Annotated in this window: 30 protein-coding genes; 19 read left to right on the forward strand and 11 right to left on the reverse strand. The window is 63.5% G+C overall.

Annotated elements, in window-relative coordinates:
* Nucleotides 1-413 precede the first annotated feature (413 nt).
* The 6 genes from sdhC to AC0L17_RS20020 all read left to right on the forward strand — a co-directional run bounded on the left by sdhC (nucleotide 414) and on the right by AC0L17_RS20020 (nucleotide 5344).
* The gene (sdhC, locus tag AC0L17_RS19995) at nucleotides 414-833 is read left to right on the forward strand and encodes a succinate dehydrogenase, cytochrome b556 subunit (RefSeq protein WP_077380892.1); all 420 of its coding nucleotides are present in this window, start codon (nucleotides 414-416) and stop codon (nucleotides 831-833) included.
* Nucleotides 834-856: 23 nt separating this feature from the next.
* A complete protein-coding gene (sdhD, locus tag AC0L17_RS20000) occupies nucleotides 857-1231 on the forward strand; it encodes a succinate dehydrogenase, hydrophobic membrane anchor protein (RefSeq protein WP_473517177.1) in 375 nt (124 codons plus the stop codon).
* A gap of 4 nt (nucleotides 1232-1235) precedes the next feature.
* A complete protein-coding gene (sdhA, locus tag AC0L17_RS20005; protein ID WP_473517106.1) occupies nucleotides 1236-3074 on the forward strand; it encodes a succinate dehydrogenase flavoprotein subunit in 1839 nt (612 codons plus the stop codon).
* Nucleotides 3075-3401: 327 nt separating this feature from the next.
* The gene (locus AC0L17_RS20010; protein ID WP_473517107.1) at nucleotides 3402-3839 is read left to right on the forward strand and encodes a DUF3052 domain-containing protein; all 438 of its coding nucleotides are present in this window, start codon (nucleotides 3402-3404) and stop codon (nucleotides 3837-3839) included.
* Entirely contained in the window at nucleotides 3839-4618 is a 780-nt protein-coding gene (locus AC0L17_RS20015; RefSeq protein WP_023800578.1) for a succinate dehydrogenase iron-sulfur subunit, read from the forward strand. The genes AC0L17_RS20010 and AC0L17_RS20015 overlap by 1 nt, the downstream gene beginning before the upstream one ends.
* A gap of 87 nt (nucleotides 4619-4705) precedes the next feature.
* Nucleotides 4706-5344, forward strand: a complete 639-nt coding sequence (locus tag AC0L17_RS20020) for a YceH family protein (protein ID WP_473517108.1) — start codon at nucleotides 4706-4708, stop codon at nucleotides 5342-5344.
* A gap of 98 nt (nucleotides 5345-5442) precedes the next feature.
* On the opposite strand, the gene AC0L17_RS20025 is transcribed toward AC0L17_RS20020, so the two are convergent.
* Nucleotides 5443-5868, reverse strand: a complete 426-nt coding sequence (locus tag AC0L17_RS20025) for an OsmC family protein (RefSeq protein ID WP_287074707.1) — start codon at nucleotides 5866-5868, stop codon at nucleotides 5443-5445.
* Between the two features lie 194 nt (nucleotides 5869-6062).
* On the opposite strand from AC0L17_RS20025, the gene AC0L17_RS20030 reads away from it, so the two are divergent.
* From AC0L17_RS20030 to AC0L17_RS20040, 3 genes are all read left to right on the forward strand, one after another.
* Entirely contained in the window at nucleotides 6063-6275 is a 213-nt protein-coding gene (locus tag AC0L17_RS20030) for a hypothetical protein (protein WP_473517109.1), read from the forward strand.
* A gap of 3 nt (nucleotides 6276-6278) precedes the next feature.
* On the forward strand, nucleotides 6279-6635 hold the full coding sequence (locus tag AC0L17_RS20035; RefSeq protein ID WP_292409905.1) for a YciI family protein: 357 nt from the start codon (nucleotides 6279-6281) through the stop codon (nucleotides 6633-6635).
* A 181-nt stretch (nucleotides 6636-6816) separates the two neighbouring features.
* On the forward strand, nucleotides 6817-7287 hold the full coding sequence (locus AC0L17_RS20040; protein WP_473517110.1) for a hypothetical protein: 471 nt from the start codon (nucleotides 6817-6819) through the stop codon (nucleotides 7285-7287).
* A gap of 31 nt (nucleotides 7288-7318) precedes the next feature.
* Here AC0L17_RS20040 and AC0L17_RS20045 read toward each other — a convergent pair whose 3' ends face one another.
* Entirely contained in the window at nucleotides 7319-8566 is a 1248-nt protein-coding gene (locus tag AC0L17_RS20045) for a ubiquinone biosynthesis hydroxylase (protein WP_473517178.1), read from the reverse strand.
* 158 nt (nucleotides 8567-8724) lie between these two features.
* On the opposite strand from AC0L17_RS20045, the gene tesB reads away from it, so the two are divergent.
* The 6 genes from tesB (at nucleotide 8725) to AC0L17_RS20075 (ending at nucleotide 16572) form a co-directional block, all read left to right on the forward strand.
* Entirely contained in the window at nucleotides 8725-9600 is an 876-nt protein-coding gene (gene tesB / locus AC0L17_RS20050; protein ID WP_027155914.1) for an acyl-CoA thioesterase II, read from the forward strand.
* A gap of 220 nt (nucleotides 9601-9820) precedes the next feature.
* Entirely contained in the window at nucleotides 9821-10159 is a 339-nt protein-coding gene (locus tag AC0L17_RS20055; protein ID WP_023800571.1) for a P-II family nitrogen regulator, read from the forward strand.
* 31 nt (nucleotides 10160-10190) lie between these two features.
* Complete coding sequence (locus tag AC0L17_RS20060) at nucleotides 10191-11618, forward strand: ammonium transporter (RefSeq protein ID WP_091592240.1); 1428 nt, start codon at nucleotides 10191-10193, stop codon at nucleotides 11616-11618.
* 374 nt (nucleotides 11619-11992) lie between these two features.
* Nucleotides 11993-14629 carry an FtsK/SpoIIIE family DNA translocase gene (locus AC0L17_RS20065; RefSeq protein ID WP_473517111.1) on the forward strand — a complete coding sequence of 879 codons (2637 nt, stop codon included), beginning with the start codon at nucleotides 11993-11995 and terminating at the stop codon, nucleotides 14627-14629.
* A 167-nt stretch (nucleotides 14630-14796) separates the two neighbouring features.
* A complete protein-coding gene (locus AC0L17_RS20070) occupies nucleotides 14797-15480 on the forward strand; it encodes an outer-membrane lipoprotein carrier protein LolA (protein WP_027155917.1) in 684 nt (227 codons plus the stop codon).
* Nucleotides 15481-15765: 285 nt separating this feature from the next.
* Nucleotides 15766-16572, forward strand: coding sequence for an exodeoxyribonuclease III (locus AC0L17_RS20075; RefSeq protein WP_202365383.1), 807 nt, complete (start codon nucleotides 15766-15768; stop codon nucleotides 16570-16572).
* A 211-nt stretch (nucleotides 16573-16783) separates the two neighbouring features.
* On the opposite strand, the gene AC0L17_RS20080 is transcribed toward AC0L17_RS20075, so the two are convergent.
* Entirely contained in the window at nucleotides 16784-17239 is a 456-nt protein-coding gene (locus tag AC0L17_RS20080; RefSeq protein WP_023800566.1) for a cyclic nucleotide-binding domain-containing protein, read from the reverse strand.
* 232 nt (nucleotides 17240-17471) lie between these two features.
* Complete coding sequence (locus tag AC0L17_RS20085) at nucleotides 17472-18155, reverse strand: response regulator transcription factor (protein ID WP_027155919.1); 684 nt, start codon at nucleotides 18153-18155, stop codon at nucleotides 17472-17474.
* An 84-nt stretch (nucleotides 18156-18239) separates the two neighbouring features.
* Here AC0L17_RS20085 and AC0L17_RS20090 point away from each other — a divergent pair, with 84 nt between their 5' ends.
* Nucleotides 18240-18836, forward strand: coding sequence for a L,D-transpeptidase family protein (locus AC0L17_RS20090; protein ID WP_027155920.1), 597 nt, complete (start codon nucleotides 18240-18242; stop codon nucleotides 18834-18836).
* Nucleotides 18837-18981: 145 nt separating this feature from the next.
* On the opposite strand, the gene AC0L17_RS20095 is transcribed toward AC0L17_RS20090, so the two are convergent.
* Nucleotides 18982-19218, reverse strand: coding sequence for a hypothetical protein (locus AC0L17_RS20095; protein ID WP_473517112.1), 237 nt, complete (start codon nucleotides 19216-19218; stop codon nucleotides 18982-18984).
* Nucleotides 19219-19382: 164 nt separating this feature from the next.
* Here AC0L17_RS20095 and gcvA point away from each other — a divergent pair, with 164 nt between their 5' ends.
* Entirely contained in the window at nucleotides 19383-20318 is a 936-nt protein-coding gene (gene gcvA / locus AC0L17_RS20100; protein WP_473517113.1) for a transcriptional regulator GcvA, read from the forward strand.
* A gap of 61 nt (nucleotides 20319-20379) precedes the next feature.
* On the opposite strand, the gene AC0L17_RS20105 is transcribed toward gcvA, so the two are convergent.
* The 6 genes from AC0L17_RS20105 to tsaD all read right to left on the reverse strand — a co-directional run bounded on the left by AC0L17_RS20105 (nucleotide 20380) and on the right by tsaD (nucleotide 24553).
* Nucleotides 20380-20802, reverse strand: a complete 423-nt coding sequence (locus tag AC0L17_RS20105; RefSeq protein WP_473517114.1) for a DUF1761 domain-containing protein — start codon at nucleotides 20800-20802, stop codon at nucleotides 20380-20382.
* A 134-nt stretch (nucleotides 20803-20936) separates the two neighbouring features.
* Nucleotides 20937-21536 (reverse strand): class I SAM-dependent methyltransferase, encoded by a 600-nt coding sequence (locus AC0L17_RS20110; protein ID WP_198032686.1) that lies wholly within the window; start codon nucleotides 21534-21536, stop codon nucleotides 20937-20939.
* A 53-nt stretch (nucleotides 21537-21589) separates the two neighbouring features.
* Complete coding sequence (locus tag AC0L17_RS20115; RefSeq protein ID WP_027154811.1) at nucleotides 21590-22015, reverse strand: EVE domain-containing protein; 426 nt, start codon at nucleotides 22013-22015, stop codon at nucleotides 21590-21592.
* 123 nt (nucleotides 22016-22138) lie between these two features.
* On the reverse strand, nucleotides 22139-22435 hold the full coding sequence (locus tag AC0L17_RS20120; protein ID WP_128168672.1) for a YciI-like protein: 297 nt from the start codon (nucleotides 22433-22435) through the stop codon (nucleotides 22139-22141).
* 25 nt (nucleotides 22436-22460) lie between these two features.
* The gene (locus AC0L17_RS20125; protein WP_473517115.1) at nucleotides 22461-23471 is read right to left on the reverse strand and encodes an NAD(P)H-dependent glycerol-3-phosphate dehydrogenase; all 1011 of its coding nucleotides are present in this window, start codon (nucleotides 23469-23471) and stop codon (nucleotides 22461-22463) included.
* Entirely contained in the window at nucleotides 23468-24553 is a 1086-nt protein-coding gene (tsaD, locus tag AC0L17_RS20130) for a tRNA (adenosine(37)-N6)-threonylcarbamoyltransferase complex transferase subunit TsaD (protein WP_473517179.1), read from the reverse strand. The genes AC0L17_RS20125 and tsaD overlap by 4 nt, the downstream gene beginning before the upstream one ends.
* A 232-nt stretch (nucleotides 24554-24785) precedes the next feature.
* Here tsaD and hemC point away from each other — a divergent pair, with 232 nt between their 5' ends.
* Together hemC and AC0L17_RS20140 are read left to right on the forward strand one after the other, a co-directional pair.
* Nucleotides 24786-25712, forward strand: coding sequence for a hydroxymethylbilane synthase (gene hemC / locus AC0L17_RS20135; protein ID WP_473517116.1), 927 nt, complete (start codon nucleotides 24786-24788; stop codon nucleotides 25710-25712).
* Between the two features lies 1 nt (nucleotide 25713).
* On the forward strand, nucleotides 25714-26430 hold the full coding sequence (locus tag AC0L17_RS20140) for a uroporphyrinogen-III synthase (RefSeq protein WP_473517117.1): 717 nt from the start codon (nucleotides 25714-25716) through the stop codon (nucleotides 26428-26430).
* Nucleotides 26431-26463: the final 33 nt, after the last annotated feature.

Here is a 26463-nt window from a genome sequence, read left to right on the forward strand (position 1 = left end):
GTCTCCCTTGCTTGAGATCTTCAACGACCTCATTCTGGCACATCACGATGCCGTCGGGGGCCGTCCACCCCAACACGGACCCGAAAGTACGCCCCGCTCCGGTTCTCGGCATTCACCATTTTCGGCGCGGCCTGACCTGAATCTCAAACATGCCCCAAGCCGCCGGACCGAAAACATATACCGCGCTGCAGCGAACGTTGCGCCGGCTTTGGATTGCGCCCTAATCGATTGAAGCCAAACACCGCCTTTTGTCAGACTAAATTACGTTTTCGAAACGATTTTCCGGCTTTGACGCGGTGCAAAAAGAGCATTAGAAACCGGGCTGTCCAAAGTCGCAACCGGAAGCGGTAATGCCGCATTTCCACCTGGGGCTCCAAGAGACGCCGAACTTGGGACGCCGAACTGGGGGAGCCATGAGCAAATCACCAGCCACCCGCGAATTTGCCAGACGTGAACGGCCGCTGTCGCCGCATTTGACCGTCTATCGACCGCCGATCACGATGACGATGTCGATCATCCATCGCATCACCGGCGGGGCGCTCTATTTCGGCACGCTGCTGGTCGCGCTGTGGCTGATGGCGGCGGCGAGCTCGCAATCCACCTTCGATGCCGTCAACTGGGCCTTCGGCTCGTGGCTGGGGCGGCTGGTGCTGTTGTTCTATACCTGGGCGCTGATGCACCACATGCTGGGCGGCGTGCGCCATCTGATCTGGGACACCGGGGCCGGTCTTGAAAAGGACACCGCCTCCAGGGTCGCCTGGGCGACACTGGCCGGCTCGATCGTACTGACGCTGCTGATCTGGATCGCCGGCTACATGGCGCGGGGAGCCTGATCGTGAGCCACCACAACACCGACATGCGCACGCCGCTGGCCAAGGTCCGCGGCCTCGGCTCCGCCCGCGAGGGCACGGAGCATTTCTGGCGCCAGCGCCTGACGGCGATCGCCAACATTCCGTTGATCCTGTTCTTCGTCGGCTTTCTGATCGCGCTGAACGGCGCTGGCTATGCGCAAGTGCGCGCCGCACTTGCCAACCCGTTCGTGGCGCTGGTCCTGGCCCTGGTGCTGTTGTCCGGGCTCTACCATATGCGGCTCGGCATGCAGGCGATCATCGAGGATTATGTGCATGGCGAGGGCATGAGGCTGGCGCTGCTCGCCCTCAACACATTCTTTCCCGTAGTGGTCGGCGTCGCCTCGATCTTCGCCCTGCTCAACCTGGCATTTGGAGGCTGAAATTTTGGCCAAGGACGCGAACAACGCCAACACGGCGTCCGCCTACAGCTATGTCGACCACAAATTCGACGTGGTTGTGGTCGGCGCCGGCGGCGCCGGCCTGCGCGCCACGCTCGGCATGGCCGAGCAGGGTCTGCGCACCGCCTGCATCACCAAGGTTTTCCCGACGAGGTCGCACACTGTCGCCGCTCAGGGCGGCATCGCTGCCTCGCTGTCCAACATGGGCCCCGATTCCTGGCAGTGGCACATGTACGACACCGTGAAAGGCTCGGACTGGCTCGGCGACGTCGACGCCATGGAATATCTGGTGCGCGAAGCACCCGCCGCCGTCTACGAGCTCGAGCATTACGGCGTGCCGTTCTCGCGCACCGAAGAGGGCAAGATCTACCAGCGGCCGTTCGGCGGCCATATGATGAATTTCGGCGACGGCCCGCCGGTGCAGCGCACCTGTGCGGCCGCCGACCGCACCGGCCACGCCATCCTGCACACGCTCTACGGCCAGTCGCTGAAGAACAACGCGCAGTTCTTCATCGAGTATTTCGCGCTCGACCTGATCATGGAGCCGGACGGCACCTGCACCGGCGTCGTCGCCTGGAACCTCGACGACGGCACCATCCACCGTTTTTCGGCAAAGATGGTGGTGCTGGCGACCGGCGGTTATGGCCGCGCCTATTTCTCGGCGACCTCGGCGCACACCTGCACCGGCGACGGCGGCGGCATGGCGGCGCGGGCCGGGCTGCCGCTGCAGGACATGGAATTCGTGCAGTTCCACCCGACCGGCATCTACGGCGCCGGCTGTCTGATCACTGAGGGCGCGCGCGGCGAAGGCGGCTATCTCGTCAATTCAGAAGGCGAGCGCTTCATGGAGCGCTATGCGCCGTCGGCCAAGGACCTTGCCTCGCGTGACGTGGTCTCGCGCTGCATGACGCTGGAGATTCGCGAGGGACGCGGCGTCGGCAAAAACAAGGACCATATTTTTCTCCACCTCGACCACCTCGATCCGGCCGTTTTGCACGAGCGACTTCCCGGGATTTCGGAGTCGGCAAAAATCTTTGCCGGCGTCGATCTGACCAAGGAGCCGATCCCGGTACTGCCGACGGTCCACTACAACATGGGCGGGGTGCCGACCAATTACTGGGGCGAGGTGCTCAATCCCACCGCCTTGAATCCGGACCAGGTGTCGCCCGGGCTGATGGCGGTCGGCGAAGCCGGCTGCGCCTCCGTCCACGGCGCCAACCGGCTGGGCTCCAACTCGCTGATCGATCTGGTGGTGTTCGGCCGCGCGGCGGCGATCCGGGCTGGCCAGGTGATCGACCGCAACGCGGCGATCCCGTCGCCCAACGAAGCCTCGGTCGACAGTATCATCGACCGCTTCGACCGGCTGCGCCACGCCAACGGCTCGACGCCGACGGCGGTCTTGCGCGAAAAGATGCAGAAGGCGATGCAGGACGATGCGGCGGTGTTCCGCACCCAGGAATCGCTGCAAAGCGGCTGCAAGCGCATTTCGCAGATCTGGGGCGAGCTCAAGGACGTAAAAGTGTTCGACCGCTCGATGATCTGGAACTCAGACCTGGTCGAGACGCTGGAGCTGGAAAACCTGATGGCCAACGCCATCACCACGGTCTACGCCGCCGAGGCGCGCAAGGAGAGCCGTGGCGCACATGCGCGGGAGGATTTTTCGGCGCGCGACGATGCGAACTGGCGCAAGCACACGCTGTCCCGGCTCAGCGAGGCCGGCGGGGTGTCGCTCAGCTATCGGCCGGTGCACACCGAGCCGCTGCTCAGGGAAGCAGACGGCGGCATCAACCTGGCCAAGATCGCACCCAAGGCCAGGGTGTATTGAGATGAGACTGCTGGCGATCTTGATACTTTCCATTGCCGTCAGCGGGTGCGCGACGTCGGCCGATACCGTCTATATCTATAGTGACGTCTACAAGCACTCAAAGGCAGTGGACGATATTCCGGTTTGGAAGGACGCCTCCAGTGCGCAGTCGTCAAACAGGTTTTGGTTCGACAAAGGCAATGGGCCAGTTAGGTGTGTGGTAGGAGACCGGAATTTGCCAGCCCGTGCCGCGAGACGCCAAATTATAGGGAAAGCCGTGGAAGTGCGCGTATACGGCAGTTGCACGGGATTCGTAAATTCCCTCTATGTTCACGCGGAGAAATAGGGTTGGCGTCGACGACAGCGGGATATTCCGGCACGCCCCTGCCGGCTAAGCTTGGCTTCAAGGACGGGATGACGGCGGCCTTCATCGCGCTGCCGGCGGAACTGGATGATCTCGCCGATGCCGTCAATTTTGCCCAGCTCGACCGGCTGGCCGAATGGTCTGCGATCTCGGGTATTCGCCACAAATATGATGCCGTCCATGCCTTCACCCGGCAGCGCGCCGAGATCGAGGATCGCCTGAGCGATGTCGAGATGGCCGTCAAGCGCGACGGCATGGTCTGGGTCTCCTGGCCGAAGAAGGCGTCGAAAGTGCCGACCGACGTCACCGAGGACGTCATCCGCGCCGAGGCGCTGAAGCTCGATCTTGTCGACGTGAAGATCGCTGCCGTGAACGATATCTGGTCCGGGCTGAAGCTCGTCATCCGAAAGGACCTGAGGTAATGGTCGAACTCACGCTTCCCAAGAACTCAAAGATCAAGGCCGGGAAAACCTGGCCAAAGCCGGAAGGCGCGACCAATCTGCGGGAGTACCGCATCTACCGCTGGTCGCCGGACGATGACGAGAACCCGCGCATGGACACCTATTTCGTCGACATGGACGATTGCGGGCCGATGGTGCTCGACGCTCTGCTCTACATCAAGAACAAGATCGACCCGACGCTGACGCTGCGCCGCTCCTGCCGCGAGGGCATTTGCGGCTCCTGCGCCATGAATATCGACGGTTCCAACACGCTGGCCTGCACCAAGGGCTGCGACGACATTTCCGGCGCGATCAAGGTCTATCCGCTGCCGCATATGCCGGTCGTCAAGGACCTGGTGCCAGACCTCACCAATTTCTACGCCCAGCACGCCTCGATCGAGCCGTGGCTGAAGACGGTGTCGCCCGAGCCGGCCAAGGAATGGCTGCAGAGCCATGAGGACCGCGAAAAGCTCGACGGGCTCTATGAATGCATCCTGTGCGCCTGCTGCTCGACCTCATGCCCGAGCTACTGGTGGAACGGCGACCGCTATCTCGGTCCGGCGACGCTGCTGCAGGCCTATCGATGGCTGATCGATTCCCGAGACGAGGCCAAGGGCGAACGGCTCGACAATCTCGAAGACCCATTCCGGCTCTATCGCTGCCACACCATCATGAACTGCGCCCAGACCTGTCCCAAGGGGCTGAACCCGGCCAAGGCGATCGCCGAGATCAAGAAGATGATGGTGGAGAGAAGGGTCTAGCTTCGGACGGGTTGCTGCAGGGATCATCTCGTCGGTAGTGATCCTTCGCGCCGGCGCTGTCCCGCCGACTTCAAAGGAAGCCGACCCATGACCGATACCGAACTCCCCATCCTCTCTCCCGTCGAAGCGCGCGTGCTCGGTTGCCTGATCGAAAAGAAGGAACTGACGCCCGACATCTACCCGCTGACGCTCAATGCGGCACTTGCCGCCGCCAACCAGAAGACGGCGCGCGAGCCGGTGATGTCGGTCGAGCTTGTCGAGGTGAGACGAGCGCTTGGCCAACTCGAGCACAAGGGGCTGGTCAGGCAGGTCTTTGCCTCGCGTGTCGAGCGCTACGAGCATGTCGTCGCGCAGCGCTTTTCGCTGACCTCGGCGCAGATTGCGCTGCTTGGGCTGCTGTTGCTGCGCGGTCCGCAAACCGCCTATGAATTGCTGGCGCGAAGCGAGCGCATGGCGCGGTTGCCCTCCATCGACGAGCTTCGCAGCAATCTCGACCTGTTGATCGGCCGCAAGCCGCCGCTCGTTCAGCAGATCGATCGTGGTCCCGGCCAGCGTGAGGACCGCTATGTGCATCTCCTGGGCGGGCCGGTGCAGCTGTCGGCTGCCGCAGCGCTCTTGCAAGCGCCTTCGCCGGCCTCGGATCTCGAAGCGCGCGTGCAGGCTCTCGAGGAAGAGGTCGCACAGCTGCGCGCACGCATCGACGCGCTGACTGGCGACGGACGCTGATGACCTTTGAGGCGTTGGAGGGACGTGAAGGATTGCCTACGCCCCACAAATGAAAACGCCGGCCTTGGAGCCGGCGTTTATCACCTCATGCCATCTGCTCAGCCGAGCTTGGCGTCGAGCGAAACCTTTATGGCGCCGAGCGCCTTCGAGACCGGGCATTCGGCCTTGGCCTTCTCGGCCAGCTCCTGGAACTTCGCCGCATCGATGCCCGGCACCTTGCCGACCACCGTGAGCGCGCTGCCTGTGATCCCCGTGCCAGGAATCAGGGTCACCACCGCCTTGGCGTCGAGTTCGGTGGCGGGGGTGCCGTTCTCGGCCAGGAAGTGAGAGAACTGCATAGCGTAGCAGCCGGCATGCGCGGCGGCGATGAGTTCCTCCGGATTGGTGCCGGCCTTGCCGCTTTCATCCTCGAACCGCGCCTTGAACGAGTAGGGCGTGCCTTTCAGAGCCGCGCTCTGCGTGTCGAGCGTGCCGTTGCCCTCTTTCAGATTGCCTTTCCAGACGGCGTTTGCGGTGCGGTCCATGAATTCCTCCTTGATTGTGGTGGCTGAGCCGTGATCGGCGTCTGGTCGACTATAGCGCGCGCGGGCACGAAGGCCACCCGTGCTTTCGCGCCAATGGCGACGCGTAAAAAAATCCGCGTGCAAAAATGTCGATTTCCATCTGCCTCGGCCGTCCTGTGGGCGGCCACGGGTTTCGTGGCCGAATGGAGGACACCATGAATAATCTGTTTTCTGCTCACTGGGGTGACACCGGCCGAAAGGCGGCTGAACAGGAACCTGACCGGTTGGATCGGCAATTTTCCGGTTTCGGTCGACTGCTTGCTGCGGTCGCCATGATAGGGGTTGCGGTATCCCTTCTCGACCATGCGGCGGTCAAAAGCCCGGCTGGGACCTTCGTCGCCAACAGTTCGTCCCAACAAGGAAGATGAGAGATGAAATATGTTTGCCTGGTTTATGGTGAGGAAAAAGACCTTTACGCAATGAGCCCGGAGAGGCTGGCCAGGCTCGACGCCGACTCGCTGGCCTATGACAAATCGGTGGAGCAAAGCGGCCGGCTGATCATCGCGCAGGCGCTGCAGTCGGTAAAAACCTCGAAAACCGTGCGCCGGCGCAAGGGCAAGCGGCTGATCACCGATGGTCCCTTCGCCGAGACCAAGGAGCAATTGCTCGGCTTCGTCATGATCGAGGCGGCGGATATCGACGAGGCGCTGGAGATTGCCGGCGGGATTCCGCTGGCCGAAATCGGCACCATCGAGGTCAGGGCGATCTACAACGTGCCGGGATCCTGAACATTATTCCGGTTGCGTCCGGCGGATTCGATTTCTTCGGCGGGCGCAACTTTTGCGTGTTGAAGCGAGACAGCACTTCTCCTATCGTCGCTGCGGTTGGGGGATTTCGGGCATGCATATACTGATTGCTGCAATTGGGCTGTTGGGAGCGGCGGCGTTCTGGTGGTATCGGATGAAGGCCATGAACGATGCGGCGCGCGAGGTCGCGGACGTCGTCGGGCGTGTGCAAGGCAACATTCGGCGCAAGAGGTTGCGCAAGCAGGCGGCGCTCTCACCGCTGACGGCGATCGACGATCCGGTCGTGGCGGCCGCGACGCTGATCACCGCCATCATTGCCGAGAACGGCCCTGTCCTGTCGCAGCGCGAAGCCGTGATTCGGTCGGTGATTTCGGAGATTGCAGACGACAAGAAGACCGATGAGGCCGTGGTCTACGCCAAATGGGCGGCGTCCCAGATCGACGATGCCACGATCGTCATCGACAAACTGGCGCCGTTCCTGCGCGAACGTCTCGATGTGACTGAGCGAAACGATTTGCTGCAGATGGTGAACCGCGCGGCGCAGGCTGGTGAGCAACCCCTAAAAAATATCCGACCAGAGGATACTGCGGCTGCGCCAGAAGCTCGGCTTCGAGGTCAACTAAGGGTGTGCTGATATTCAGGTGATGCCGGCCCGTCAGTCGGGTTCAGATCGCCTCGCCCTTGAGCAGTTTCGGCGTGTCGCCGGACAGACCGGACGCCTGGCGGATGAAGAAATCCTTCAGCCGCGGCATGCGTTCGACGAGACCGAGGCCGATGTCGCGGACGGCGCGCAACGGGCCGATGTCGTTGGAAAACAGACGGTTCAGGACATCGGTGGTGATGCCCATCTGCAGCGTGTCGAAGCGCCGCCACTGCTGGTAGCGTTCGAGCACGTCGAGTGCACCGACATCCTGGCCGAGCCGGTCGGCCTCGACCACCACTTCGGCCAACGCCGCCACATCCTTGAAACCGAGATTGAGGCCCTGGCCGGCGATCGGGTGGATGCCGTGGGCGGCGTCGCCGGCGAGCGCAATGCGCGGCGCGACGAAATCGCGGGCGATGGTCAGGCCGAGCGGCCAGGCACGCGGCCTGTCGGCGACGCGAATTTCGCCGAGCTTCAGGCCAAACCGCTGTTCCAGCTCGTGCTCGAAGACGAGGTCGTCGCCGTCGACCAGTTTTTCGGCGTCTTCCGACCGCTCGACCCAGACGATCGACGAGCGGTGGGTGCCGTCCTTGTCCGACTTGAGCGGCAGCGTGGCGAACGGGCCGGCTGGCAGAAAATGCTCTTCGGCGCGGCCATTATGCGGCCGTTCATGCGCGACGGTGCAGACGATGCCGGACTGGCCGTAGTCCCATTTCACCGTCTTGATGCCGGCCATGTCGCGCAGCTTCGAGTTGACGCCGTCGGCGGCAATCAGCAGCCGCGCCTTCAGCGTCGCGCCGTCGGCAAGATGCACGGTGATGCCGGCACCGTTGACGTCGAAGGCACTGACGGCGACGCCTTCGATGATGTCGATGCCGAGTGTTTCAGCGCGCCGGCGCAAGGCGCCATTCAAATCCCGGTTGGCCACCATATGCGCAAACGCTTCGCCGGGCGCGACCTCGCCATCGAACGTGAGAAACACCGGGCGCAGCGGATCGGAGGTGCGCGAATCGGTGACGATCATCTCGGTGATCGCCTGCGCCTCGGGGGCGATCTCGGCCCAGACGCCGAGCTGGTCGAGCATGCGGCAAGCGGCAGCGGCGATCGCCGAGGCGCGGCCGTCCTTTTGCCAGATGCCGGCGGGCGCGGCGTCGACGACAGCGACCGCCAGGCTCGGTCGTGCCTGTTTCAGCGATACGGCGGCGGCGAGGCCGACATAGCCGGCGCCGGCGACCAGAATGTCGAGCGCGGTTCCCGCCTTGTCGACCATGGCAAATTCCTTTCCGGCCAAATTCCTTTCCGGCCTTGACTGCCCGTCATTCCTGTCGGAAACCGCCATAACACTTTTGCGGCTTCTGAAGCTCGCTTCGAGTGAAATATCGAAATTAAGGCGAACTTCGGAATCAAAACGACACGGGGGCGCGAAACATGACGGCGGCCATGGACGAGCTTCTCGGCATTCTCGACCTCGAGCAGCTGGAACACAACCTGTACCGTGGTCGCAGCCCCAAACTCGACTGGCAGCGTGTCTTCGGCGGCCAGACCATCGCCCAGGCGCTGGTCGCAGCCCAGCGAACGGTCGAGCCCGAACGCCACGTGCATTCGCTGCACGGCTATTTCATGCGGCCGGGCGACACCAAGGTGCCGATCATCTACCAGGTCGACCGCATCCGCGACGGCGGCTCCTTCACCACGCGGCGTGTCGTGGCGGTCCAGCACGGCCAGGCGATCTTTTCGCTGGAAGCCTCGTTCCAGCAGGACGAGGTCGGTCTCGAGCACCAGGTGCCGATGCCGCTGGACGTGCCGGCGCCCGACACGTTGCTGTCGCAGCGCGAATTGATCGGCAAGTTCGGCGCGGCCGTGCCCGACGGCATCAGGCGCTATTGGGAGCGTGACCGGCCGATCGAGATGAAGCCGGTGATGCTGGAGCATTACACCAGCCGGGAGAAGCTGGAGCCGAAACAGAACATCTGGATTCGCACGACCGGCCCGGTTCCGGGCGATCGCGCCGCGCAGGCGGCAGTGCTTGCCTATCTTTCCGACATGACGCTGCTCGATACCTCGACCTTTGCGCATGGCCGCGCCATCTTCGATAGCGACATCCAGGCGGCGAGCCTCGATCACGCCATGTGGTTCCATCGCAGCCATCCACTCGACGACTGGATGCTCTACACGCAGGACAGCCCGTCGACGCAAGGGTCGCGGGGGTTCACGCGCGGGTCGCTGTTTGCCCGCGACGGCACGTTGATCGCCTCGGTTGCCCAGGAAGGCCTGATCAGGCTGAAGCGGCCGCCCGCGGAATAGGCAATTTTGCAAAATTGCCTACTTTTTAATCAGCTGCGCTGCCGCGACTATGAACAGTCAGCCGACGAACCTTCCCCAAGTCGTTATTTAACAGCAGCTTAACACCCTGCTTCGGCAACTGGCACGGAGCTTGAATCCTAGCGGGCACTCTCCGGCTCTCATGGGGATCGGCGAAGTCGTGCAAACGCGGGGGACCCGCAACAGTAAAGGGTGAAACCTTATGAAAATCGTGATGGCAATCATCAAGCCGTTCAAGCTCGACGAGGTGCGCGAAGCGCTCACCGCAGTCGGCATCCAGGGCCTGACCGTCACCGAAGTCAAAGGCTACGGGCGTCAGAAGGGACACACGGAAATCTATCGCGGGGCGGAATACGCGGTCAGCTTCCTGCCGAAGATCAAGATCGAAGTCGCGGTCGGCCTGGACATGGTCGACAAGGCCGTCGAAGCCATCACTGCGGCGGCCAAGACCGGTCAGATCGGCGACGGCAAGATCTTCGTTTTCGGCATCGACCAGGCGGTGCGCATTCGCACCGGCGAAACAGACACCGACGCGCTTTGAGCTGCGGAAACGTATTCCAATGGAGAGTTCAATGAATATTCCTTCTACTTTGAAGTCGGTGGCGCGCACCGCGCTGCTGGGCTCACTCGCTATCGCAGCGCTGGGCACGGTCGCCGCATTCGCGCAGGAAGCGGCGCCGGCCGCACCGGCCGCGCCAGCAGCGCCGGCCTTTACCGTCGACAAGGGCGACACGACGTGGATGATGATCTCCACCATCCTGGTGCTGCTGATGACCATTCCCGGCCTTGCCCTTTTCTACGGCGGCCTGGTTCGCGCCAAGAATATGCTGTCGGTGCTGATGCAGGTCTTCACCATCACCAGCGTGGTCATGATCGTCTGGGTTTTCTACGGCTACAGCCTTGCCTTCACCCCCGGCAACGCCTTCGTCGGCGGCCTTTCCAAGATGTTTCTCGCCGGCGTCGACGTGACGACGGTGTCGGAAACTTTTACCAAGGGCGTCGCCATTCCTGAACTGGTGTTCGTCATCTTCCAGATGAGCTTCGCCTGCATCACGCCTGCCCTGATCGTCGGCGCCTTCGCCGAACGCGTCAAGTTTTCGGCCGTGATCCTTTTCACCATCCTGTGGGTCACATTCGTCTACTTCCCGATCGCGCATATGGTCTGGTTCTGGGGCGGCCCGAGCGCTTACAGCGACCCGTCGGGGCTCATCTTCAGCTTCGGCGCCATCGACTTCGCCGGCGGCACCGTCGTCCACATCAATGCGGGCATCGCCGGCCTTGTCGGCGCGCTGATGATCGGCAAGCGCATCGGCTACAACAAGGACGTCATGGCGCCGCATTCGATGACACTGACCATGGTCGGCGCGTCGCTGCTGTGGGTCGGCTGGTTCGGCTTCAACGCCGGTTCGAACCTCGAAGCCAACGCCTATGCGGTGCTGGCCATGGTCAACACCTTCGTCGCCACAGCCGCGGCGGCGGTGACCTGGATCGTGCTCGAAACGCTGCTGCGCGGCAAAGCCTCCATGCTTGGCGCGGTTTCGGGCGCTGTTACCGGCCTTGTCGCCGTCACGCCCGCCGCCGGCTTTGGCGGACCGATGGGCGTCATCGTGCTCGGCATCGTCGCCAGCTGCGTCTGCTACTTCTTCGTCTCGGTCGTGAAGAACAAGTTCGGCTACGACGACAGCCTCGATGTCTTCGGCATCCACTGCGTCGGCGGCATCATCGGCGCGCTCGGCACCGGCATCCTGGTCAATCCCGCCCTCGGCGGCGCCGGCATCGTCGATTATTCGACGGCCGACTTCGCCGCCGGCTATGCCGGCACGGCGACCCAGTTGTGGTCGCAGTTCAAGGGTGTCCTGGTAACCGTCCTGTGGTCGGGCATCGGCAGCGCCATTCTCTACAAGATCGTCGATATGATCGTAGGCTTGCGCCCGACAGCCGATGCAGAGCGCGAAGGGCTCGACCTCACCGCGCATGGCGAAGCGGCCTATCACCCGTAAGCCAGGCCACCTGTGGGTCTTGTCTGGGGCGGCCTCGGCCGCCCAACACCTTCCCTCCCGTCGTGACGCTCCTGAAAAGGGCTCACGCATTGAGGCCCGGACCGGTTCCGGGCCTCTTTTTCGTGCGATGCCGCGACGCCGGTGGCAGTCCAGACTCGGTCACAATCGCTTGATCGGGCGCCTGATCGATCTTGGGCGATGAAACATCGGCCGGGCCAGCCTGCCCGCCATTTGTGTGACCGGTTTCCACTCGGGGAGCGCCGGCACGCACCCATGGTTAATGCGGCCTTAACCTTCCCGCCGATAGTCTGGCATCCGAATCTGCCGGAGTGCGTCATGCGTCCGGCCAGTCCAAGACAGACGGGGAACGACGAATGCGTTCAGGGGCTTCAGCACCGCTTGCGCTGGCCGATACGGAGCACGGCATCAGGGCGTTCGCGCGGCGTCAGGTCGGCCGGCTGCTCGGCGCCGGCCTGTTTGCGCTGGTCGCCTTCGGCGTCGCCAGCCTCGCCACCTGGAACGTCGCCGACCCAAGCTTCTCCCATGCCACCGACAACATCGTCACCAACGCCATGGGCTATGTGGGCGCTGTCTTCTCCGACCTAGCCATGCAGTTCTTCGGCCTTGCCGCGGTCGCGGCGCTGGTGCCGGCGGTGGTGTGGGGATCTCTGCTGTTTTCGGCACGCGGCGTCGACAGGCTGCCGAAGCGCGGGCTCGCCTGGTTCGGCTACGCGGTGCTTGCCGCGGCCATGGCCGGCTGCGTGGTGCCGCCCAAGACCTGGCCGCTGCCGACCGGTCTCGGCGGCGTGTTCGGCGACATGGTGCTCAAGATTCCCGGCCTCGTCGTCGGCGGCTATCCGACCGGTCTCATCGCCAGCGTGCTCGCCGTGCTCCTGGCCGCGCCGGCACTGTGGCTGTTTGCCTACGGCTCGGCGCTGATTGCACGCAAGAACGGTTTCGCCGTCCTGGAGCAACCGGCCGCAGCCGATCCGAGGGACCAGGACGACCTGCTTTTCGACAATGACGAGGATGAGGGCGACGAGGGCATTCTGGCGCTTGGCGCGATCACGCATTGGTGGCTGTCGTTGCGGGCCTTTCTCCGCCGCCGCGCCGCCCGCCGCCGTGAGCGCGACGATTTCGAACCGGAGCCGCGCGCCAGCGCCTGGCGTCGCGCTGCCGAACGGGTCGAATCGGCCGAATTCGCCGAATCGCGGATGAGTGCCGATGGCCGCGCCCGCGTCGAGCCGGAATTCTTCGCCGCCATGGTCAACGACCGCAGCGCCTCGCTCGACGACGCCGATGTTTTCGACGATGACGATAACATGGATTTTGCACCGGAGCCCGCGCGCAGCACTCCTCCCAATGCAAGGGTGCAACCGTTCCGCTCCGATGCCGCCACCCGTGTCGCGGCGCCGGCGCCGCGGCCGGTTCCGGGCGCGCGCGTCCAGCGCGAAGCGCAGTCCTCGCTGATCGGCTCCGAACAATTCGAAATGCCGTCGCTGCATTTCCTGTCCGAGCCGAAGAACGTCGTGCGCGACGCCAGCCTGTCCAAAGATGCGCTCGAGCAGAATGCCCGCCTGCTCGAGGGCGTGCTGGAGGATTTCGGCGTCAAGGGCGAGATCATCCATGTCCGCCCCGGCCCGGTCGTCACGCTTTACGAGTTGGAACCGGCGCCCGGCATCAAATCGTCGCGGGTCATCGGCCTGTCTGACGACATCGCCCGCTCGATGAGCGCGATCGCCTGCCGCGTCGCCGTGGTGCCCGGCCGCAACGCCATCGGCATCGAACTGCCGAACGCCAAGCGCGAGACCGTCTATCTCAGGGAAATCATGGCCAGCCGCGATTTCGAGACCACCAAGGCCAAGCTGGCGCTGGCGCTCGGCAAGACCATCAATGGCGAGGCGGTCATCGTCGACATCGCCAAGATGCCGCACGTGCTGGTCGCCGGCACCACCGGCTCGGGCAAGTCGGTCGCCATCAACACCATGATCCTGTCGCTGCTCTACCGACTGACGCCACAGGACTGCCGGCTGATCATGATCGACCCGAAAATGCTCGAGCTCTCGGTCTATGACGGCATCCCGCATCTTCTGACGCCTGTCGTCACCGATCCGAAGAAGGCGGTGGTGGCGCTGAAATGGACCGTGCGCGAGATGGAGGACCGCTACCGCAAAATGTCCAAGGTCGGCGTCCGCAACATCGACGGTTTCAACGCGCGGGTGCAACAGGCCGAGAAGAAGGGCGAAAAAATCTCGCGCACCGTGCAGACCGGCTTCGACCGCCAGACCGGCGAAGCGGTCTATGAGACGGAAAACCTCGATCTCGAGCCAATGCCTTACATCGTCGTCATCATCGACGAGATGGCCGATTTGATGATGGTCGCCGGCAAGGACATCGAAGGCGCGGTGCAGCGCCTGGCGCAGATGGCGCGCGCCGCCGGCATCCACGTCATCATGGCGACGCAGCGGCCGTCGGTCGACGTCATCACCGGCACGATCAAGGCCAACTTCCCGACCCGCATCTCCTTCCAGGTGACGTCGAAGATCGACAGCCGCACCATTCTGGGCGAGCAGGGCGCCGAACAGCTGCTCGGCATGGGCGACATGCTCTACATGGCCGGCGGCGGCCGCATCCAGCGCGTTCACGGTCCCTTCGTTTCCGATGACGAGGTCGAGAAGATCGTCGCGCATCTGAAGCTGCAGGGCGTGCCGGAATATCTCGATGCCATAACCGAGGATGATGACGAGGACGACGACGAGCCGTCGGGTAAGGGTGGCTCGGGCAGTGGCGGCGGCAATTTCGAGGATTCCGATGATCCCTACGACCAGGCGGTTGCGGTGGTGCTGCGTGACGGCAAGGCCTCGACCAGCTACATCCAGCGCCGGCTCGGCATCGGCTACAACCGCGCCGCCTCGATCATCGAGAAGATGGAGAAGGAAGGCATTGTCGGCCCGGCCAACCATGCCGGAAAACGCGAAATTCTGGTGCCGACGGAGGACGACAAGTTCTGATCCGCCCGGCACCAACCGACAGGATTTTCGCGGCTGCAACCTGACGGCAGCAACTTTGAACCTTCTGGCGCGTTTGCAACGACCAAGCGCTGTTCGGCCGCCAAACTTAAGCCCAACTGGGGGGCCAAACACTGCGACAACAGATGAACCAGACGAGAGTAACCGGCATGAAAAACTCTTCCTTCGCCACGATCAGCGATTTTGCCCCGACCCGCCGCCAACTGCTTGGCCTCGGCCTGGTCCTGGCCGGTGCCGCGGCCATCAATGTCGTGCCCGGGGTCCAGTTGCTGGCGTCGGCGCAAGCGGCGGTGCCAGCCACCGCGCAGAAGATCGCCGACCATTTTTCCTCGGTCAAATCGATGGCCGGCGAATTCGTGCAGTTCGGACCCAAGGGCGAGCAGACCGGCGGCAAGTTCTTCCTGGAACGGCCGGGCAAGATACGCTTCAACTATGATGGGACGTCGAATTTCCGGGTGATTTCCGACGGCAAGTCGGTGGTCATCCTGAACAAGCGGCTGAAAACGTCCGATCTCTACCCATTGTCGAAAACGCCGCTCAAGCTGCTGCTCGACACCAGGATCGACCTCTCCGGCGGCCGCGTCAAAAGCGTCAAGGAAGAGAACGACGTCACCACCATCCAACTCGCCGACAAATCGGTGTTCGGCAGTTCGAAGATCACCATGATGTTCGATCCGAAAACCTACGAATTGCGCCAGTGGACGATCACCGACGCGCAAGGCAAGGACACGACGGTGATGATCTTCAACGTCAGGGAAGGCGTAAGCTTCGCCCCCGACACTTTTGCCATCGACTATACGGCCAACCGCGAACTGAACACCAAGTCGCGGTAGGATCCGCTGTTATTCAGGTGAGGCCGGCCTGCGAATGGCGGTTTCCTGCGCTTCCGGTGCTCACGTACCTTAAGTACGCTCCGCTCCGGTTCTCGGAACCCACCATTCTCGACTCGGCCTGACCTGAATCTCAGCGAATCCTGGTGCCAGCCCGGGCCGCGCTGCGGGCGCGGCCGGCTTGTTTTTGCGGTGGGCGGCTGGCAGTAGTTTCCGGGATTGACTTTGAAAGACCTCGTTCCCGTCGGAGCCATCCGGCGGACCTTGCGCTGTCCCGGAATCCCAAACATGCCCTTTTCGATCGCGACCTGGAACATCAATTCCGTCCGCCTGCGCATGCCGCTCGTCGAACGCCTGCTTGTCGAACAGGCACCGGACGTGCTCTGCCTGCAGGAAACCAAAGTTCCGGACGAACTGTTTCCTGAGAAGGCGTTTCGCAAGCTCGGCTATCAGCACATCGCCTTCCACGGCCAGAAGGGCTATCACGGCGTGGCGACGGTGGCGCGCCGGCCGATCGCGATTGTCGAAAAGCGCCGCTTCTGCGAGATCGAGGACTGCCGGCATCTGTCGGTCACCGTGCGGGCCGGCGGCAAGGCGATCCTGCTGCACAATTTCTACGTTCCGGCCGGCGGCGACGAGCCCGACCCCATTATCAACCGCAAGTTCAAGCACAAGCTGGATTTCGTCGCCGAAATGAACGCCATCCGCGCCGAGCACGACGAAGTGTCCGGCTCGATCCTGGTCGGTGACCTCAACATCGCGCCGCTCGAGCACGATGTCTGGTCGCACAAGCAGCTTCTGAAAGTGGTCAGCCATACGCCGGTCGAGACGGAAAATTTCGAGGCGATGCGGCTCGCCGGCGACTGGGTCGACCTGATGCGGCTCAACGTGCCTTACGAGCAGAAGCTCTACACCTGGTGGAGCTATCGCGCGCAGGATTGGCAAGCGTCGGATCGCGGCCGGCGGCTCGATCATGTCTGGTCGTCGCCGAACCTGGTGCCGAGCTTTGCCGGCTACGAGATCCTGCGGCCGGCGCGCGGCTGGCAACGGCCGTCGGACCATGTGCCGGTCATAGCGCGGTTCGACCTGGATTAGCCTCCACGGCTTCGTCATCCTCGGGCCGAGCGGGAGCGAAGCGAACCGCGCAGACCCGAGGATCCATGCCGTTCCTTTTGAGCGCCGCGACAGCGCAGAATCTCGCGATGCCGGCTGGACAGCGCCCCCCTCTGTCCTGCCGGACATCTCCCCCACAAGGGGACACAAGGGGGGAGATTGGCAGCTTCGCCGTCTCACATCCTATCCCCGTTCAGTCGTCGAAACGCGGCGCCAGCTTCTCGATGCGGCGGATCATTGCCAGAAAATCCTCGGAGATGCGCTGGTGCAGATGGACCGCGATATCGGGGTATTCCTCCAGGATGCGGTGGAACATCTTGCGGCTGAGCCGCAGCACTTCCGAATCGATCTCGGCAGATGCGCTGGTCAGCCTGTTGGTGTCGGCGATCAGCGCCAGTTCGCTCAGCATCGTACCAGGGCCGGCCGTGCCTATCGGGACGCGGGCGCCATCCTGCTCGCGATACAGCACGATGCGCCCGCTGACCACGATATAGGCGCAATCGGCCTCGTCGTCCTCGCGATAGAGCTTGTGGTCGGCCTGCAGCCTGGTGGTTTCCGCGCCAAAGGCGAGCAGACGCAGCTGTTCCTCCGTGAAGCTCTCGAAGAGCCTCACGGCGGACAGGATGCGGATGTCGTCATCCAACGCCATCTAGCTGTGTCCCCGAACGGCCAGTCCAATCCCTCCATTGGAGCGCCGAGCGTTCCTTTGGACGCGGCAAAGGACGCTCTAAACGCTTTGAAAATCGACGCATCGGGCTTTCCAAAAACGAGTCCGGTTTTTTGGCCGTTGCGTCAGCGAGCTCGATCCAGAACCACCTCCAGTCTCTGGATCGTACCCGAAAGCGGCGCCTCCCCTAACCGCTGATTGAATGATTAAATATTTAAGGAACCAGCTTGTAGCCACCACTTTCTGTCACAAGAATTTCTGCGTTGGAAGGATCGCGCTCGATCTTCTGGCGCAGCCGATAGACATGGGTTTCCAGCGTGTGCGTGGTGACGCCGGAATTGTAGCCCCACACTTCCTCGAGCAGCACGTCGCGCGTCACCACCTTCTGGTCGGCGCGATAGAGATACTTGATGATCGAGGCTTCCTTTTCGGTCAGCCGCACCTTGGCGCCGCGCTGGTCGATCAGAAGCTTCTGGCTAGGCTTGAAAGTGTAGGGGCCGACCGAAAAGGTGGCGTCTTCGCTCTGCTCATGCTGGCGAAGCTGGGCACGGATGCGGGCGAGGAGAACCGCGAAGCGGAACGGCTTGACCACATAGTCGTTGGCGCCGGCTTCGAGGCCGAGAATCGTGTCGGAATCGGTGTCGTGTCCTGTCAGCATGATGATAGGCGACTTGTAGCCGCCCTTGCGCAGTATCTTCACCGCCTCTCGGCCATCCATGTCGGGGAGGCCGACATCCATGATGAGCAGATCGATGATGCCGCCGCGGGCCGTGGCGATGCCTTTGGCGGCGGTTGATTCCTGCAGGACGTCGAATTCTTCATAGAGAGACAATTGCTCGACGAGCGTGCCGCGCAGGTCGTCATCGTCGTCGACGATCAGAATGGTGCGTGAAGTCATGGATCAATCCGTTGTTTTGAAAAGAAAATTCAGTTGACCGCTGCCTGTTTATGCGGAAGCTGACCGGCACAACAGCCGATCACAATGATTTGTTCCGTGGCACGATCATACAAGAAAAAACGCGCGTGCAATGAGGCGAGCGCATTTTTGCGAAAAGGGCTTCGTGTTCTCACCGTGCGCGCCAGGCCCGGCCACCCCAGCCAGGGACTTCTGCAGGCTGGCAAACTGGTGTTTTCCTGTGCGCTGGGGCGCGGCGGCATATCGGCCGGCAAGCGCGAAGGCGATGGCGCCACGCCGCTCGGGTCGATGCGGATACTGTCGGGATATTTCCGTAACGATCATTTTCCCGGCGGCCGCAAAACCCGGCTGGCGATGGCGCCGATCGGTCGCGATCTCGGCTGGTGCGAAGTGCCTGAGGACCGCAACTACAACCGTCCGGTCAAGATTCCCTATGGCGCCAGCCACGAGCGAATGCTGCGCGCCGACCGCCTTTATGACGCCTGCCTGGTGCTCGACTGGAACATTGCGCCGCGTCGCCGCGGACGCGGCAGCGCCATCTTCTTTCATTTGGCCCGCCCCGACTTCACACCGACGCAAGGCTGCGTCGCGGTGACAGCACGCACGATGGCCCGGCTGTTGCCGCTGCTGTCGGACCGCACGGTGATGAGGGTGGTGAGGTGAGGGAGTAGGCAGTAGGCAGTAGGCAGTAGGGCAGTAGGGCAGTAGGCAGTAGGCAGTAGGCAGTAGGGCAGGAAGAAAGTGTCAGTAGGGTTGCGCAGGCGCGCCCACTTGCCTTTTTCTTTGCCTACTGCCTACTGCCTACTGCCTACTGCCTATTCCTCTGCCAGCCGATATCGAGCAGACCCAACCGGCCGAGTTCCCGATCCATCGCGCGCGCGACATCCTTGCGTTCGGCGCCGATGTCGCGCAATTGGCGGTCCGAAAGGTCGTCGACGTTCTCGGGCGGAAGGTTGACCGCCATTTTTGCATGGCGGAACCAATCAGACACCGCGCGCAGCCAGGCCGGGCGGATGGTTACAGGACTCAAGACGATGTGAGACATGGTGTAATCCGGCTTCTCCGGACATCAAGTCCGGTTTGATATTTGTTCGATGGTCACATCATGACGGATTGAAATTAAAACGAGAAACGAGTAGTTTTCTCTGCATCTTCAAGTTTTGTTTGAGGATTGAAAATGCTCGACCGGCCTCTCCTCGTCCTATTCTGATGGTGCGCCTGCTGCCAGGAACCCGTGCACTGAGGACGCTGGAAGCAGCCGCCCGGCACCTCAATTTCACCCGCGCCGCGGACGAACTTGGCCTGACCCCGGCCGCGGTTAGCCACCAGATCAAGGAAATCGAGGATCAACTCGGCATCGTGCTGTTCACGCGCACCAGCCGCACCATCCGGCTGACCGAGGCTGGCGCGGTGCTGTTCGAGGCCTCGACCGACGCGCTCGACCTGCTTGGCCGCGCCGTCTCACGGGCGCACAAGCTGGCGCGTGGAACGGCGTTGCTGAAAGTGACACTCGACGCCCAGTTCGCGACAAAATGGCTGATGCGACGCGTCGATGATTTTCGCAAGCAGCGACCGGGCATCGAGCTCCGCTTCGACATTGCCTCCGAATTGCGCGATTTCGACCTGGACGACGTCGATGTCGGCATCCGTTTCGGCGCGGGAAAATATCCGGGACTTTGCACCCACCGGCTGTTCGACAACATCATCATCCCTGTGTGCAGCCCCAGCCTGCTGGCCTCCGGCCCGCCGCTGCGCGAGCCACGCGATCTCTTCCATCACACGCTCGCCCATATCGAGTGGGCGCGACAGGGCGTGACCTGGCCAAACTGGCGGATGTGGATGGCGGCGGCCGGCGTCGACGATTTCGACGACAGCCGGACGATCGTGTTCGGCACCTCGACCGACGCCGTTCAGGCCGCGCTCGACGGCAATGCCGTTGCGCTCGCCGATTTTGCCATGGTGGCGAACGACCTTTCCGAGGGCCGGCTGATCCGGCCCTTCGAACTTGGCATCAAGATTCCGCCCGACTTCGCCTACTTCCTGGTCTATCCCGTCGCATCCGCCAACGACCCCAGGATCGTGGCGTTCAGGGATTGGCTCCTCAACGAAGTTCACAATCCGCAGCCGGAGCCGACGCTTGGATGAGCTTCAGGTCGCCCTGAGTGATCAGCCGGCAGTCGTCGACCCTATTTTCATGGCGGCAGCGTCAGCCCGCGACATCCGCCGCGCCGAACCAGCCGACCACCGCGCCGATGATAAGCAGCACGCCGAGCCAGTGGCCGCAGTCGATGATGGTCAAATCCCAGTCGAACCCTTGGTAGCGATGATTGACGGATAGCGTCGTGGCGACGAATCCGAACCAGAGAACGAAGCCGAAGACGAGCCCGGCAACGAGGTTCGGTTCGCCACCGGTCATCGCTACGACGATCAGAGACATGACGAGCGCCATGACAATTTCCGCGACGAAGCTGATGACGAAGGGCAGCGGCGATTTACTCATGGTCGCCGGATCAAGCCTGGTGGCCTTTAGCCACGGCTTGCTCAGGCCCATGTACCAGGCAGCGCCGAACAACCACGCCACCACCGCGGCGACGATCACCGCCAGCCAGTTCACTGCTGAAAAATCCATGATTTCCTCCCCGGAAGCATGTCGCTCAAAAGCATGCCCCCGGGCCCGAGCCGGGGGGTGCCCAGCGGTTTTGGGACCACGGCATGCGTATTCTCAAAATCGAAGCGTGATGGAACGCCTGTTCGGCGATGCCGTCAAGAAAACCGCCAGACGGTGGTGCGTTTGACCAGCGCGTCTTCCAGCGCCCGGGTTACCGACACCTCGTAGACGGCGAGCGGCTCCAGTCCAGCTTTCGGCAGATAGGAGCGGCCGGGATCGCCGACGAGGATGTCGGCGCCACGCGCCTTGAGCGTCGCGAACCATGGCTTCAGCCGGTCGGCGAAGGATTTGTCGTAGAAGACGTCACCGGCCAGGACCACATCCCAGCCCGCATCGGTTCCGATGCAGTCGGTGCCAAGAAACATTATACCGACCCCATTGGCCTCGGCGTTGAGGCGGATCGCGGTCGCGCAGAACGGGTCGATGTCGGCGGCGATCACCTCTGCCGCGCCGGCCTTCACTGCCGCAATGGCGACAAGGCCGGAACCGGAGGCAAAGTCGAGCACGCGCTTGCCCTGCACATCAGACGGATTGTCGAGGATGTAGCGGGCAAGGCCCTGGCCGCCGGCCCAGGCGAAGGCCCAGAAAGGCGGCGGCAGCCCGATTTCGGCCAGTTCGTCCTCTGTCCGCTGCCACAGATCATGCGCCTCGTCGGCCAGATGCAGCAGCATCTCCGGCACATGCGGCGGTGCCATCAGCGCCGTGTTGTCGAGGATGAAGTTTCTCGCGCTGTTTGGCGTCAGCGCCGTCACGGCGCCGGCGTCAGGTCGCCCATGCGGCAGACCTCTTTCCATTCGGCCGGCGTCACCGGCTGCACGGAAAGCCGTCCGAGTCGGACCAGCGCCATCTCGGCAAGCTTGGGGTTGGCCTTGACCTGCTCCAGCGTCACCGGCTTCGGCACATCCTTGACGGCGCGGATATCGACACATTCCCAGCGCGGATCGTCAGTAGTGGTGTCCTGATGGGCCAGCGCGCAGACCTCGACGATGCCGACCACGTCGAGCCCGTCGTTGGAATGGTAGAAGAAGCCGAGATCGCCGATCTGCATCGCCTTCATGTTGTTGCGCGCCGCATAGTTGCGCACGCCGTCCCATTGCGTGCCGGCCTTGCCCTTCGCCTTGAGGTCCTCGAAGGAGAAGACCGAGGGTTCGGATTTGAACAGCCAGTAGTTCATTTTTTGCTCCTCCGCGGCTGGAGATCAGCTGCAGCGCCGCGCGTCTTTCAGACGCGCAAAGGACGCTGTAGCACTTTGATTTTGCGCATGATCCTTTCCGAAAATCGATTCCGATTTTCGGAGTCATGCACTCACTGGCTTGTTGAAGGTCCAATTCCATTGCCGGATTTCGACGCTTTCGAACAGCCCTGCTCTGGCAAAGGGGTCTGCCGCCGATAGCGCTTCTGCCGCCTCCAGATCGGGCGCCTCAACCACGACGAGGCTGCCGTTCGGCTTGCCGTCGGCGTCGAGGAACGGACCGGCGAAGGCCAGCTTGTTATCGCCGTTCAGTCCCTCCAAAAAGGCAACATGCTCGGGCCGCGTATCGAGCCGCACCTGCAGGCTTCCAGGCTTGTCCTTGCAAATCAGCGCAAACAGCATTTTTCCATCTCCGGATTGTTCAACATTACACGTCGGTTTCGGTCTTCAGCGGCCTTGTCATCAGCGCCGACACAGCCTGGCGGATGGTGATCGTGCCGTCCAGTATGGCGGCGACGGCGCTGATGATCGGCGCGTCGATGTTGCGCTCGGCGGCGATGCGGGCGGCGATCGCCGCCGTCGGCACCCCTTCGGCCAGGGGCAGCCCGGCAAGCGGCTTGCCTTGCCCCAGCGCCAGCCCGTAGGCGAAATTGCGCGACTGGGCGGACGAGCAGGTGAGCAACAGGTCGCCGAGACCGGAAAGTCCCATCAGCGTTTCCGGCCTGGCGCCGAAGGCGGCGCCGATGCGGCGCAATTCGACAAAGCCGCGCGTCACCATGGCGGCCTGGGCGCTGGCGCCGAGCTCGGCGCCGGTGACCGCACCGGCGGCAATGGCGAAGACGTTCTTCAGCGCGCCGCCGATCTCGACGCCGATGAGGTCGTCGCTCGAATAGCAGCGCAAATTCTGCGCCGAAAAGCGCTCGGCCAGGTCGGCCGCCAGACCCTCATTGCCGGCGGCGACCACCACGGCCGTCGGCAGCCCCCTGGCGACGTCAGTGGCGAAGCTCGGCCCGGACAGGGCGGCGACCGGATTTTCAGGCAGGATCTCTCCAGCGATCGCCGACAGCAATGCGCCGGTGTCGCGCTCGATGCCCTTGGCGCAGAGGACCAGCGGGACGTCTTTCGGCATATGGGCTTTCGCGGCGGCCAGTATGGCGCGCAGCGACTGCGCCGGCGCCACCGCCAGCACGCAGTCGGCGCCGTCGAGCGCAGCCTCGATATCACTCGTTGCCACGATGCCGGCCTGGAGCGCGATGCCAGGCAGGTAGCGCGGATTTTCGCCACGGTCGATCGCGGCGACGGTCTCCGGGTCGCGCGCATAGAGGCGGACGAAATGACCGGCGCGCAACATGGCCAGCGCCAGCGCCGTGCCCCAGGCACCGCCGCCGAGCACGGCAACGCGCCAGCCGCTTGGTACCTTGTGCCCGCTACCGCTCATGCCTTGGCTCCGCGCCGGCCCGAGCCGACCATCGGAGCGGAGATGCTGTCCAGCGGCCAGCGCGAACGCGGCACGAAATCAGCGGTGTTTTCACCCGATATGCCGGCGCGCAGCCGCTCGATGCCGGCCCAGGCGATCATCGCCGCATTGTCGGTGCAGAGCTTGAGCGGCGGCGCGACGAAGGCAAAGCCGCCCTTCTCGCACAGGGCTTCGAGTGTGGTCTTGATCGTCCGGTTGGCGGCGACACCGCCTGCAACGACGAGCGCAGGCTTCAGCTCGCTCGGAAACTCCTGGCGGAAACGGTTCAGCGCCCTCGAAACACGGTCATCCAGCGCATCCGCAACCGCCGCCTGGAAGGAGGCGCAGATGTCGGCGACGTCCTGGTCGCTCAAAGGGGCAATGGCCGTCGCTGCCTGGCGCACGGCGGTCTTCAGCCCGGAAAAGGAAAAATCGGGCTGCGCCGAGCCCTTCATCGGCCGCGGGAAGGCGAAGCGCGCGGCGTCGCCGGTCGCCGCCGCCTTCTCGACATTCGGCCCGCCTGGATAGGGCAGGCCGAGCATCTTGGCTGTCTTGTCAAAAGCTTCGCCGAGCGCATCGTCGATGGTCGTCGCCCAGCGCTGGTAGTCGCCAACGCCGCGCACCGCGACGATCTGCGTGTGGCCGCCGGACACCAGCAGCAACAGATAGGGAAAGTCGAGCCCGTCGGTCAGCCGCGCGGTCAGCGCATGGCCTTCGAGGTGGTTGATGGCGATCAGCGGCTTGTTCGCCGCGGCTGCGATCGCCTTGGCCGTCATCAGCCCGACGATCAGGCCGCCGACGAGGCCGGGGCCGGCGGTCGCAGCGATCGCGTCGATATCGGCGAGATCGACGCCTGAATCGGCAAGCGCGGCCTCGATGATGCCGTCCAGCGCCTCGACATGGGCGCGCGCGGCGATTTCCGGGACGACGCCGCCGAAGGCGGCATGCTCTTCGATCTGGCTGAGCACGATATCAGACAGGATTTTCGGCGCGCCGCCGCCGTCCAGCGCTACGACGCTGGCGGCGGTCTCGTCACAACTCGTCTCAATGCCCAGAACGCGGATCAATTCGTTGCCATCCCTGGAGATTGTGCAACCAGGCTTTCCCCGTTAGGAGAAAGCCCAAGGTCTGTTGATATTCAGGTGATGCCGGCCTGCAAATAGCGGGTTCCTGCGCTTCCGGTGCTCACGTACTCAAAGTACGCTCCGCTCCGGTTCTCGGAAACCACCATTTTCGGCTCGGCCTGACCTGAATCTCAACAGACCTCTATCTGCCGGTTATCACGGACAGCGCGCCATGCAAACAACCTTGAAAATCGGAACACGCGGCAGCCCGCTGGCGCTGGCGCAGGCGCATGAAACGCAGGCGCGGCTGATGGCCGCTCACCGTATGCCGGTTGAGGCATTCGAGGTGGTCGTCATCTCGACCAGCGGCGATCGCATCCAGGACCGGCCGCTGTCGGAAGCCGGCGGCAAGGGGCTGTTCACCAAGGAAATCGAGGAGGCGCTGCTGGCGCGCCGCATCGACATCGCCGTGCATTCGTCGAAGGACATGCCGACGGTGTTGCCCGACGGGCTGGAACTGTCTGCCTTCCTGCCGCGCGAGGATGCCCGCGACGCCTTCGTCGGCAAGGCGGCCAAAACGATCGCCGGATTGCCGCACGGCGCGAAGGTCGGTTCGTCGTCGCTCCGACGCCAGGCGCTGATCCGGCGGATGCGGCCGGATCTCGACGTGGTGATGTTCCGCGGCAATGTGCAGACGCGGCTGCGCAAGCTCGACGAGGGCGTCGCCGACGGTACCATCCTTGCCTATGCCGGGCTGAAGCGGCTCGGGCTCGAAGATGTCGTCACCGACCTGATGCCGCTCGACAGCTTTCCGCCGGCGCCGGGGCAAGGCGCGATCTGCATCGAAAGCCGCATCGGCGACCTCGATGTGGAAAGAATGCTGACGGCAGTCCACGACGTGCCGACCGGGCAGGCGCTGGCCTGCGAACGCGCTTTCCTGGCGGCGCTCGACGGTTCCTGCCGCACGCCGATTGCCGGCCATGCGACGATATCGGCCGGAACCGTGTTCTTCGGCGGACTGATCATCTCGCCGGACGGCGTGCAATCCCATGAGGTCAAGGCGGAAGGCCCGGCGCAGGATGCCGCGCGCATCGGCGACGAAGCCGCCAGGATCGTGCGGGCCAAGGCCGGCGAAAAATTCTTCGACGACTGGGCCTGACATGCGTCGCGTCCTGGTGACGAGGCCGGAGCCGGGCGCCTCGCGCACGGCACAGCGGCTCGAGGACCTGGGTTTTAAGCCGATCCTGCTGCCGCTGACCGAAACGGTGGCGCTGCCGGTTGACCCGGACAGGGTCGCAGCCAATGCCGCGGCCGTTGCCGTCACCAGCGCCAATGCCGTGCGCCATGCGCCGAAAGAAATCAGCGCGGCGCTCGCCGGTTTGCCTTGCCATGCCGTCGGCAGACGGACAGCGCAGGCCGCCCGTGCGGCCGGGTTTCTGTCGGTCAGCGAAGGGCCGGGCGATGCCGAGGCGCTGGCGGATGCGCTTGCCGGCGATTACGCTGGACAAACCATCGTCTATCTGTGCGGGCGGGTGCGTTATTCGGGTTTCGAGCAGCGGCTGCAGCCGGCAGGCGTTCAGGTTCGCGCCGTCGAGACCTATGACACGGTCGCGCTGGATTATTCCGACGGGGCCGTTCTTGCGCGCTTGTCCGGCCTGCCGGTCGAGGCGGTGCTGCTCTATTCGGCCAAGGCCGCCACAGCGCTGCAGGCGCTGGCTGGGCGGCCGGCGCTGCGTGAGCTGTTTAAAAACACATGTTTTTTTGCGCTGTCCGGACGTATCGCCGCAGCCTTGGAGACTGTTGCCTCAGAACAGCTCCGCGTTGCGCCGGAGCCCAGCGAGGAGGCCCTGCTGGAGCTTTTGCGGACGTCGCCTTGACCCCGTGTCATCACGCCGCCCCTTTTCACCGCT

The organism is Mesorhizobium sp. WSM4829, from assembly GCF_055811475.1.